Genomic DNA, 10,783 nt, shown 5'->3' on the forward strand with positions numbered 1-10,783 from the left:
CCCGGCCGTGGTGAGACGCGAACACAAATGTGTACAACAATTCACATGAAAACATGTTCATGTGTTATATTTTGAGCCACAGTCAAAGACCCAGTTTCCCGAGGCCCCATGTCCCAATCCCACGCACATGACCATGGTCACGATCACGACCATGATCATGACCACACCCCGACCGTGACCAGCGCCAACGAGCGCAAGGTCCTGCTGTCCTTTTTCCTGATCTTCGGCTTCATGGTCGTGGAGGCCGTCGGAGGCGTGCTGTCGGGCTCGCTGGCCTTGCTGGCCGACGCGGGCCACATGCTGACCGACGCCGCGGCGCTCGCACTGGCCTACGCAGCATTCCGGTTCGGCCGCCGCGCGGCCGACAGCAAGCGCACCTTCGGCTACCTGCGCTTCGAGGTCATCGCCGGTTTCCTGAACGCCGTGACCCTGTTCGCGATCGTCGCTTGGATCGCCTACGAGGCGTGGGAGCGGCTGCAGGCGCCGCCCGTGATCCTGGCCGGCCCGATGATGATCGTCGCCGTGCTCGGCCTGCTGGTGAACGTGCTCGTGCTGTGGATCATGACCCGCGGAGAGACCGATCACGTCAACGTGAAGGGGGCCATCCTGCACGTGATGGGCGACCTGCTCGGCTCGGTCGGCGCCATCGTCGCTGCGATCGTCATCTACCTCACGGGCTGGACGCCGATCGATCCCATCCTGTCGGTCCTGGTCGCGGCGCTGATCCTGCGCAGCGCATGGAAGCTGCTCGCCAAGTCGATCCACATCCTGCTGGAAGGCGCGCCGGAGGATGCTTCGCCGGAGAAGGTGGAGCAAGGCCTGATGGGCGCCGTGCCGGGCCTGGCGGCCGTCAGCCACGTTCACGTGTGGCAGCTCACCTCCGGGCGCACGATGGCCACGCTGCACGTTCGCCCCAACGTGGACGAGGAAGCACGCGCCGTGGTCAAGCGCGTCGAAGCGGTGCTTCGAGAGCAATTCAGCATCGAACACGCCACGGTCGGGATCGACTGGAACTCGGGCACCGACGAGAACGTCTGCAGCTTGCAGCCCACGTCGGAGCGTCAGGACCACAGCGGCCACGATCACAGCGGTCATGACCACAGCGGGCACGACCACAGCGGCCATGATCATGGCAATCACAAGCATGGCGGCGGGCACAGCCACGGCCATGACCACGACCATTCCGCTCCTGGTCACAGGCATTGAGGCCGCGCGAGCCGGCTCGCACTCCACTTGAGGATTTGCATCCATGACGTCCCGCAAAACCACCAGCGCCGACACCGCGCAATGCTCGACCACCAGCCACGACGCGGCGACCGATGCCCTCGCAATGTCGCAAAGTGACGTCGCTGTTCTGGCCGAGACCTTCCGCCTGCTGGGCGACCAATCGCGATTGAAGATCCTGCTGCAGTGCATGCATGGCTCGGTCGCCGTGGGGGACATCGCCGAAGCGCTCGACCTGTCGCAGTCTCTGGTCAGCCATCACCTGCGGCTGCTGCGCGGTGCGCGCCTCGTGCGCGGCGAACGCCAAGCCAAGCACATCTTCTACAGCATCGCGGACCAGCACGTCAGCCAGGTGCTGCAGGACATGGCGGTCCACATTTCCGAGGACAAAGCCGACGACTGACCAGGCCCAAGCACCCAGGCGAATGGCAGGTTGCGAGGCGCCGGTACCCACGCCGCCGGTTAGCCTCAAGGACGTCCTCGATGCGGCCTGGGCGCAACACCCTGAATCGCGGGCCCTGCCTGGGCGCCGGGATGCCGCGCAGGCACAGCAATGGGCGGCGGCAGCTTGGACGCCTGAGCCTCCCGCGCTCGCAATCACCCACAAGACCGACCGGTTCAACCGCACAACGGCACTCGTGAGCTGGATGTCGGAGTGGCCACAGCGACGACGCGGGGTTTTCCCACCACCTTGTCCATGCAGCCTGCCCGCTAGGGCAACCCAAAGGGCTTGACCTTGCCTTCGTTGTAACGCCTAGCCTCCACACAAATTTCTGCAGAGCGCTTCGGAAGGGCCGGAGTCCTGCATCCAAGAAAGGGGCACTTCCATGCGTAAAAAAATCAGAATCGTTGTGGTGGCAGGCGTCATCGCAGCCGTCGGGGGCATAGCGATTGCCGCCCGCGACGCCAAGGACGAGGGCAAGGCCGCGGCGCCCCCGGCGGGCGCGCCGATGGCGCCGCAGGTGCCCGTGGCCGAGGTCATCACCCGCACGGTCGCGCCATCGGCCGAGTACACCGGCTTCCTGGCCGCGCCCAAGACCGTCGAGCTGCGCTCGCGGGTCGGCGGCGCCGTCGATGCTGTGAGCGTCCCCGAGGGCAGCCTGGTGCGCAAGGGACAACTGCTGTTCCAGATCGACCCCCGACCGTTCCAGGTCACGCTCGACACGGCTGCGGCGCAACTGCAACAGGCCGAGGTGCTGGCCAGTCAGGCCCAGGCCGACTTCGACCGCGCCGAGCGCCTGGTGGCGACCGGCGCTGTCGCGCGCAAGACCTACGACGATGCCGTCTCCGCGCGCAGTGCGCGCCAGGCCCAGGTGCAAGCGGCCAAGGCCGCCGTCGCTGCGGCGCGGCTGGATCTGTCCTACGCCCGCGTCACGGCGCCCATCGCCGGGCGCGTTGACCGCGTGCTCGTGACCGAGGGCAACCTGGTCAGCGGCGGTGTCGCCGGCGCGGCCACGCTGCTGACCACGATCGTGTCCATCGACCCGCTGCACGTGTACTTCGACATCGACGAAGCCACGTACCTCAACGTCGTGAGCCGCTCGCGGCCCGCTGCGGGCGCCGGCGGCAAGGCCTCGCTGCCCGTGCAGGTCGGGCTGACCACGGACAAGGGTTTCCCGCACAGGGGCGCGCTCGACTTCGTGGGCAACACCATTGACCGAAGCACCGGCACGATCCGCGCGCGCGCCGTTGTGCCCAACCCGGATGGGCGCATGGCACCCGGCATGTTCGCCCGGGTCAAGCTGTCCACCGGCGCGGCGCGCGAGGCCGTCCTGATCGACGATCAGGCCGTGGGCACCGACCAAGGGCGCAACTACGTGCTGGTCGTGGGCGAGAACAACCAGGCCCAGTACCGGCCCATCGAACTGGGGCCGGTGGTGGACGGGCTGCGCGTCATCAACGGCAGCCTGCAGGCCGGTGAGAAGATCATCATCAAGGGCCTCGTGCGCCCCGGCATGGCGGTCACGCCGCGCATGGTGCCCATGCAGCCGCCCGCGGCACCGGCCGCCGGCGCGGACCCCGCCAAGGCTGACGGCGCGGCCGGCTCGGCGGAGGCCCGCAAATGAATTTCCCCCGCTTCTTCATCAACCGGCCCATCTTCGCCATCGTCCTGTCGGTGCTGATGCTGATCGCGGGCGCGATCAGCTACTTCCAGCTGCCGCTGAGCGAATACCCGCAGGTCACGCCTCCCACGGTGCAGGTCACCGCTAGCTATCCCGGTGCCAACCCGCAAGTGATCGCCGATACCGTGGCATCACCGCTGGAGCAGGCGATCAACGGCGTAGAAGGCATGATGTACATGCAGTCTCAGATGTCCACCGACGGGAAAATGGTGCTCACCGTCTCCTTCGAGCAGCATATCAACGCCGACATTGCGCAGATCCAGGTGCAAAACCGGGTCTCGCGGGCGTTGCCGCGCCTACCGCCTGAAGTTCAGCGCATCGGTGTTGTCACCGAGAAAACGTCGCCGGACGTTCTCATGGTGGTGCATTTGCTTTCGCCTGGAGGTCGATATGATCCGCTGTACGTCTCCAACTACGCCACACTTCATGTGAAGGATGAGCTGGCTCGTACGCCAGGCGTCGGCGATGTCCTAGTCTGGGGCGCCGGGGAGTATTCGATGCGGGTCTGGCTCGAACCCGCCAAGGTCGCTGCTCGTGGGCTGATCGCGAGCGACGTGGTTGCCGCCATCCGCGAGCAGAACATACAGGTTGCCGCTGGTTCGGTTGGTCAGCAGCCGGATGCCTCGGCGGCGTTCCAGGTCACGGTCAACACTCTGGGCCGACTGTCGAGCGAGGAGCAATTCGGCGAGATCGTCGTGAAGACGGGCGCCGACGGCCAGGTAACTCGCCTGCGGGATGTCGCCCGCATCTCGATGGGGGCCGATTCCTACTCTTTGCGCAGCCTGCTCAATGGCGAGCCGGCGGTGGGGATACAGATCATCCAGAGCCCGGGCGCGAACGCGCTGGATGTGTCTAGCGCGGTGCGCGCGGCAATGGACCGACTTCAAGCTAAGTTCCCCGACGGCATTGAGTATAGGATCGCCTACGACCCCACGGTCTTCGTGCGCGCCTCGCTCCAGTCCGTCGCCGTCACGCTGCTGGAGGCCATCTTCCTGGTGGTGATCGTGGTGGTGCTGTTCCTGCAATCCTGGCGCGCGTCGATCATCCCGCTGATCGCCGTGCCGGTCTCGCTGGTCGGCACGTTCGCGGTGATGCACATGTTCGGTTTCTCGCTGAACACACTGTCGCTGTTCGGACTGGTGCTGTCCATCGGCATCGTGGTGGATGACGCCATCGTGGTGGTGGAGAACGTGGAGCGCCACATAGCGCTGGGCGAATCACCCAAGGACGCGGCGCGCAAGGCGATGGATGAAGTGACTGGCCCGATCCTGGCCATCACCTCGGTGCTGGCAGCGGTCTTCATCCCCTCGGCGTTCCTGTCGGGGCTGCAGGGCGAGTTCTATCGCCAGTTCGCGCTAACCATCGCGTTCTCGACCATCCTGTCGGCGATCAACTCGCTTACGCTGTCGCCAGCGCTGGCCGCCATCCTGCTCAAGCCGCACCACGGCGCGGCCAAGCCCGATCGCGTCACGCGCATCATCGACGGCGTGTTCGGCGGCTTCTTCCGCCGCTTCAACCGCTTCTTCGACCGCGCCTCGAATTCCTACGTCGGGGGCGTGCGCCGCGCGGTGCGCGGCAGCGCCATCGTGCTGCTGCTCTACGTCGGCTTCCTGGGCCTGACCTGGCTGGGCTTCCACAAGGTGCCTGCGGGCTTCGTGCCCGCCCAGGACAAGTACTACCTCGTGGGCATCGCCCAGCTTCCGACCGGCGCCTCGCTGGATCGCACCGAGGCGGTCGTCAAGGAGATGACCAAGATCGCACTGGCTGAGCCGGGCGTCGAGAGCGTGGTGGCCTTCCCGGGCCTGTCGGTCAATGGACCGGTGAACCAGCCGAACACCGCGCTGATGTTCGCCATGCTCAAGCCCTTCGATGAGCGCAAGGACCCGTCGCTGTCGGCCTTCGCCATCCAGGGCAAGCTCATGGGCAAGTTCAGCCAGATCCCGGACGGCTTCGTCGGCATCTTCCCGCCGCCGCCGGTGCCGGGCCTGGGTTCTATGGGCGGCTTTAAGCTGCAGATCGAGGACCGGGCGGGCCTGGGTCCCGAGGCGCTTGCACAAGCACAGGGCCAGATCATGGGCAAGGCCATGCAGGCGCCCGAGCTGGCGAACATGCTCGCCAGCTTCCAGACCAATGCGCCGCAGTTGCAGGTGGACATCGACCGGGTGAAGGCCAAGTCGCAGGGCGTGTCGCTGACCGAGGTGTTCGACACCCTGCAGGTCAACCTTGGCTCGCTCTACGTCAACGACTTCAACCGCTTCGGTCGCACCTACCGGGTAATGGCCCAAGCCGATGCGCAGTTCCGCATGCAGGCTGAGGACATAGGCATGCTCAAGGTGCGCAATGCAGCGGGCGACATGATCCCGCTGAGCGCGTTCGCGACCATCGAGCGCAGTTCCGGCCCCGACCGGGTGATGCATTACAACGGCTTCCCCTCGGCGGACATCAGCGGCGGGCCAGCGCCGGGCTACTCATCCGGCCAGGCCACCGCCGCGATTGAGAAGATCGTGAGCGAATCGCTGCCTGACGGTATGACCTACGAATGGACGGACCTGACTTTCCAGGAAAAGCGAGTTGGCAATACTGCTATCTATATCTTCGCGCTGGCGGTGCTGCTCGCCTTCCTGTTCCTGGCGGCCCAGTACAACAGTTGGTCGCTGCCGTTCGCTGTGCTGCTGATTGCACCCATGGCGCTGCTCTCGGCGATCGCCGGCGTCTGGCTCTCTGGGGGGGACAACAACATCTTCACGCAGATCGGTTTCGTGGTGCTGATCGGCCTGGCCGCCAAGAACGCGATCCTGATCGTGGAGTTCGCCCGCGCGAAGGAAAGCGAAGGGGCCGATCCGCTGGCAGCCGTGCTCGAAGCCGCGCGCTTGCGGCTGCGCCCGATCCTGATGACGTCGTTCGCCTTCATCGCTGGCGTGGTGCCGCTGGTGCTGGCCAGCGGTGCGGGCGCCGAGATGCGCCACGCCATGGGCATCGCGGTGTTCGCCGGCATGCTGGGCGTGACGGTATTCGGCCTGGTGCTGACGCCGGTGTTCTACGTCGTGGTGCGCAAGCTGGCGCTGCGCCGCGAAGCGCGCCATGCCCGTGTCGGCATGACCGACCAGCACGCATGACGGCCAGGAGGACATACGACATGAAAACATCTTTCGCATTCACACGACCCGCCAGGACGCTGGCGCCGCTCGCCCTCGCGGCGGCGTTGACTGGCTGCTCCATGGCACCGAAGTATGACCGGCCCGCAGCGCCGATCGACACGGCTTATCCCTTGGGCGCGGCCTATGTGGAACCGGCGGCCGCGACGCCCGACGACGCGATCACGGCCGAGATCGGCTGGCGGGACTTCTTCCGCGACCCGCTGCTGCAGCAGTTGATCGGCATTTCACTGGAGAACAACCGCGACATGCGCAAGGCCGCGCTCAACGTGGAGGCGGCTCAGGCGCTGTACCGTATCCAGCGTGCCGAGATGCTGCCGAACCTGGGCGTTTCCGCCCGCGGCGCGTCAGAGCGCGTACCGGCCGACCTCAGCACCACGGGGCAAAGCGACGTGCTCCGGCGCTACGACGTGGCCGGGGTGACGGCCGCCTGGGAACTGGACCTGTGGGGCCGCATCCGCAGCCTCAGCGACCGGGCGCTGGCGTCCTACCTGGCCCTCGACGAGACCCGCATCGCCACGCAGATGAGCCTGGTGTCCGAGGTGGCCAGCGCCTACCTCACGCTGCGTGCCGACCAGGAACTGCTGCGCCTGACGAGCGACACCCTCGCCACGCAGAAGCGCTCCTACGGGCTGACCACCCAACTGGTGGAAGCGGGCAACTCCACGCAGCTCGACCTGCGCCGCGCAGAGATCGCGTTGCGCACCGCCGAGGCCAACCATGCCGCCTACACACGGCAGGCGGCCAAGGACCGCAACGCGCTGGTGCTGCTGTTGGGCCAGCCGCTGACGCCGGAGCTGTCCCGGCAGCTTGACGAGGCCATGGCGCTGCCGGACGACATCGTGCCGACCGGCCTGCCGAGCGGCCTGCCGTCCGAACTGCTCGCGCGCCGGCCGGACATCCGCGCCGCCGAGCAGATGCTGATCGGCGCCAACGCCAACATCGGCGCGGCGCGGGCCGCGTTCTTCCCGACGATCAGCCTTACGGGCTCGGCGGGCACGGCCAGCGCTTCGCTGGACGGCCTGTTCGATTCGGGCTCGCGGGCCTGGAGCTTCCTGCCGCAGATCACGCTGCCCATCTTCCGCGGCGGCGCGCTGCGCGCCAACCTGGACGTGGCGCACGTACAGAAGCGCATCGAGATCGCCAACTACGAGAAGTCCATCCAGGCGGCCTTCGCCGAGGTGGCCGACGGCCTGGCGGGCAAGCGCACGCTCGATGAGCAGATCCGCGCGGAGCAGCTCCTGGTGGCGGCCAGCCAGAAGGCCTACGAGCTGGCCGAGCAGCGCTTCCAGGAGGGCGTGGACGACAACCTCACTGTACTCGACGCGCAGCGCACGCATTACGGCACGCAGCAGACCCTGGTGCGCACGCGCCTGACGCGGCTGAACAACCTCATCCATCTGTACAAGGCGCTGGGCGGCGGCTGGACTGAGCACACGGTGCAATCGGGCGCCACGGCGCAGCAGTCCGCCCGGTCGCCGGGATGAGGGCCGGCGCGCAGCGGTGGCGTCCCCCATCGCTGCGCGCGGAGAGCTGGATGAGGATTGGTGAACTCGCGCGCTTGACCGGCACGCCCCCTGAGAACATCAGGTTCTACGAACGGGAGGGCCTGCTGCCCGCTCCCGAGCGGTCCCGCAACAACTACCGGCGCTATGGCCCGGCCCATGTCGAGCGGCTTTACCTGATTCGCAACTACCGCGCGTCGGGCATCGGCCTGGATGACATGCGCAACTTGCTGGGCTGGACGCATCGCGAGTCCCCGGAACCCGAGCTGCTGACGCAGGCTGTCCGGGACCATCTCGCCTATGTCGAGGAACGCATGGCGCAACTGACCCGGGTGAAAGAGCACCTGCTCGCATTGGAACGGCAGGCTGTTCCTTCTGCCGCTCGGGAGATTTGCGAGGAGCGACCAGGTTGCGGCGGTTCATGAGCATCGCATGGCCGAATCATGGTCGGATAACTGAACATATATTCATGCGTGTAATATTTCCGGCCAGACAAACGAACAAGAAAGACCGCCCATGACCGACCAGAGCATCACGCGCCGAAACATCGGCGTTCTCACCGCCGCGCAGGCGCTCGGTGGCGCCAGCGCGCCCATCGTGATGTCGCTGGGCGGGCTGGTCGGCCAGCAGCTTGCCAAGGACTCGGCCTGGATCACCTTGCCCGTGAGCCTGTTCGGCCTGGGTCTTGCCATCGGCACCTTGCCTGCGGCGTTCATCATGCGGCGCCATGGCCGCCGCAACGGATACGTGGTCGGGGTCGGCTTCGGCGTGGCCTCGGGCCTGATCGCCGCGCTGGGCATCATGCTGGCCTCGTTCTGGATCTTCTGCGCCGGCACCTTCCTGGCGGGCTTCTACGGCGCGTATGTGCAGAGCTACCGCTTCGCAGCCGCCGACACCGCCGAGGACGCGCTCAAGGCCAAGGCGATTTCCTGGGTAATGGTGGGGGGTCTCGCGGGTGCCATCATCGGGCCGCAGTTGGTGATCTTCACGCGCGACGCGGTAGCGGGCACGCCCTACGTCGGCAGCTTCCTCAGCCAGGCGCTGCTGCCGCTGATCGCCCTGCCGATCTTGCTGATGCTGCGCACGCCGCGCCAGACCCCGGCCGAAGCCGCCGCCGACAGCGGCCGCACGGTGCTGCAGCTCCTGGCGATGCCGCGCTACGCGCTGGCCGTGGCCGCGGGCGTGGTGTCCTATGGGGTGATGGCGTTCGTGATGACCGCCGCGCCGGTGGCGATGGTCAACCACGGGCATTCGGTGGACAACGCCGCCCTGGGCATCCAGTGGCACCTGCTGGCGATGTTCGGGCCGAGCTTCTTCACTGGGCGGCTGATGGTGCGCTACGGCAAGGAGCGCGTGACCGCCGTGGGCATGGTGCTGCTCGCCGCCTCCGGGGTGGTGGCCCTGGGCGGGCTCGGCCTGTCCCACTTCTGGGGCTCGCTGGCGCTGCTGGGCATCGGCTGGAACTTCAGCTTCATCGGCGCGACGGCGGTGGTCACCGATTGCCACACCCCGGCCGAGCGCAGCAAGGCGCAGGGCATGAACGATTTCTTCGTCTTCGCCGCCACGGCGGCCGTGTCGTTCCTCGCGGGATCGATCCTGCACAGCTCGGGCTGGCAGGCGGTCAACTGGATGATCTTCCCGGCCCTGGCGCTGATCTTGGTGCCGCTGCTGTGGCAGACCGCGCGAAAGCCGGTGCGGCTAGGTCCGGGCTGATCGGGCCGATGCGGGAGGTGTTCCATCTAGCGGTCGCCTCAGGCGCTACATCACCTGCTTCCACCGCTGCAGCTTCGACAGCGCGTTGTCGTAGGCGGCGGAAGTGAAGGACTGGATCTTGCGCCGAGGGTCTTCATCGGCATCAACGGCGAAATGAGGGGCTTGACCTTCCAACAATGGGAAGCCCTACAGTGACTCCATCAATCTCATTCAAGGAGTTTTTCATGAGAGTCAACAAGTTCAGCCTGTTGTTCATTGCGGGCGCCATCGTGGTCGCCATCGGCCTGATGGCCGTTCAGAAGAAGGTGGTCCCGTCGGGTGAAGTGATGCAGGCCAATGCGAGCGGAGATCACCAAGGGCACGCGATGCCCTCCAGCGCCTCGGCCAATGACAGCCCTTCCACGACCGCGTATCGCGCCGTGAACGACCAGATGCACGCGGGGATGGGAGCGCAGTTCACTGGCAACGCCGACGTCGATTTCATGCGCGGCATGATCCCGCACCACCAGGGCGCGATCGACATGGCCAAGGTGGCGTTGCAGTACGGCAAGGACCCGGAGGTCCGCAAGTTGGCTGAGGAGGTTATCTCTGCGCAGGAAGGCGAGATCGCCATGATGAATAAGTGGCTTGGAGAACGCGGCCAACAGGCGGCGACCGGCAGCTCGGGCGACGCCTCGACGACCGCCTACCGTGCCGGCAATGACCGCATGCACGCCGACATGATGATTGACTTCAGCGGCGATGCCGATGTGGACTTTATGCGCGGCATGATCCCGCATCACCAGGGCGCGATCGACATGGCCAAGGTGGCGTTGCAGTACGGCAAGGACCCGGAGGTCCGCGAGTTGGCTCAGGAGGTTATCTCTGCGCAGGAAGGAGAGATCGCCATGATGAAGAGCTGGCTTGCCGCTCGGGGAAAGTGAAGGCACGACCATGAACCAAGCCAGCACCCCGCGCATCATCATCTATAGCACTCCAGCCTGCCCGGACTGTCGGGTGCTGAAGGAGTGGCTGTCCCAGCAGAGCATCGTGTTTGAAGAACGCGACCTGACCGACCCGAAGA

9 protein-coding genes are annotated in these 10,783 nt (G+C 66.3%); all 9 read left to right on the top strand.

Annotation, left to right across the window (positions count from 1 at the left end; all coding sequences use genetic code 11):
- The first annotated feature begins 108 nt into the window (after positions 1 to 108).
- Positions 109 to 1,206 (top strand): cation diffusion facilitator family transporter, encoded by a 1,098-nt coding sequence (locus N5J71_RS09425; RefSeq protein ID WP_008786738.1) that lies wholly within the window; start codon positions 109 to 111, stop codon positions 1,204 to 1,206.
- Positions 1,207 to 1,249: 43 nt separating this feature from the next.
- On the top strand, positions 1,250 to 1,627 hold the full coding sequence (locus tag N5J71_RS09430; protein WP_008786737.1) for an ArsR/SmtB family transcription factor: 378 nt from the start codon (positions 1,250 to 1,252) through the stop codon (positions 1,625 to 1,627).
- 424 nt (positions 1,628 to 2,051) lie between these two features.
- A complete protein-coding gene (locus N5J71_RS09435; RefSeq protein WP_021162752.1) occupies positions 2,052 to 3,290 on the top strand; it encodes an efflux RND transporter periplasmic adaptor subunit in 1,239 nt (412 codons plus the stop codon).
- Complete coding sequence (locus N5J71_RS09440; protein ID WP_008786735.1) at positions 3,287 to 6,463, top strand: efflux RND transporter permease subunit; 3,177 nt, start codon at positions 3,287 to 3,289, stop codon at positions 6,461 to 6,463. Before N5J71_RS09435 ends, N5J71_RS09440 begins: the two co-directional genes overlap by 4 nt.
- Positions 6,464 to 6,483: 20 nt before the next feature.
- Positions 6,484 to 7,989: an efflux transporter outer membrane subunit gene (locus N5J71_RS09445; RefSeq protein ID WP_008786734.1), complete on the top strand. Its 1,506-nt coding sequence runs from the start codon at positions 6,484 to 6,486 to the stop codon at positions 7,987 to 7,989.
- A gap of 50 nt (positions 7,990 to 8,039) precedes the next feature.
- Positions 8,040 to 8,432, top strand: coding sequence for a MerR family transcriptional regulator (locus tag N5J71_RS09450; RefSeq protein WP_019396549.1), 393 nt, complete (start codon positions 8,040 to 8,042; stop codon positions 8,430 to 8,432).
- A gap of 91 nt (positions 8,433 to 8,523) precedes the next feature.
- Positions 8,524 to 9,720, top strand: coding sequence for an MFS transporter (locus N5J71_RS09455; RefSeq protein WP_008786732.1), 1,197 nt, complete (start codon positions 8,524 to 8,526; stop codon positions 9,718 to 9,720).
- Between the two features lie 224 nt (positions 9,721 to 9,944).
- Positions 9,945 to 10,643, top strand: a complete 699-nt coding sequence (copM, locus tag N5J71_RS09460; protein WP_279916756.1) for a CopM family metallochaperone — start codon at positions 9,945 to 9,947, stop codon at positions 10,641 to 10,643.
- Between the two features lie 10 nt (positions 10,644 to 10,653).
- Positions 10,654 to 10,783, top strand: a 130-nt coding sequence (locus N5J71_RS09465) for a glutaredoxin family protein (protein ID WP_279916758.1), incomplete at its 3' end; no start/stop codon positions are given.

The sequence above is a fragment of the Ectopseudomonas oleovorans genome (genome assembly GCF_029845265.1).
Taxonomy (GTDB): domain Bacteria; phylum Pseudomonadota; class Gammaproteobacteria; order Pseudomonadales; family Pseudomonadaceae; genus Aquipseudomonas; species Aquipseudomonas oleovorans.